Genomic DNA, 261 nt, shown 5'->3' on the forward strand with positions numbered 1-261 from the left:
CCACCATCACCGGCAGCGCGGAGGCCGGCATCACCGTGCAGCTGTATGACGGCGACACCCTGGTCGGCAGCGCCACCAGCGACGCCAGCACCGGGGTCTGGAGCATCGCCAGCGCCGCGCTGGCCGATGGCGCACACACGCTGACGGCCCGCACCGTCGACCTGGCCGGCAACATCTCGGCGCCGTCGGCGCCGCTGGTGGTGACCATCGACCGCGCCGCGCCGGGCGCCCCGGGCGCCCCGGTGCTCGACGCCGCGTCCG

1 protein-coding gene is annotated in these 261 nt (G+C 76.6%); it reads left to right on the forward strand.

Features of this window, described 5'->3' with window-relative positions; translation table 11 throughout:
- Nucleotides 1–261: Ig-like domain-containing protein (locus MRBLMU1_RS29565; RefSeq protein ID WP_363509639.1), on the forward strand; the 261-nt coding region annotated here is incomplete at both ends.

Source organism: Burkholderia sp. LMU1-1-1.1, from assembly GCF_040675865.1.
Taxonomy (GTDB): Bacteria; Pseudomonadota; Gammaproteobacteria; order Burkholderiales; family Burkholderiaceae_D; genus Rugamonas.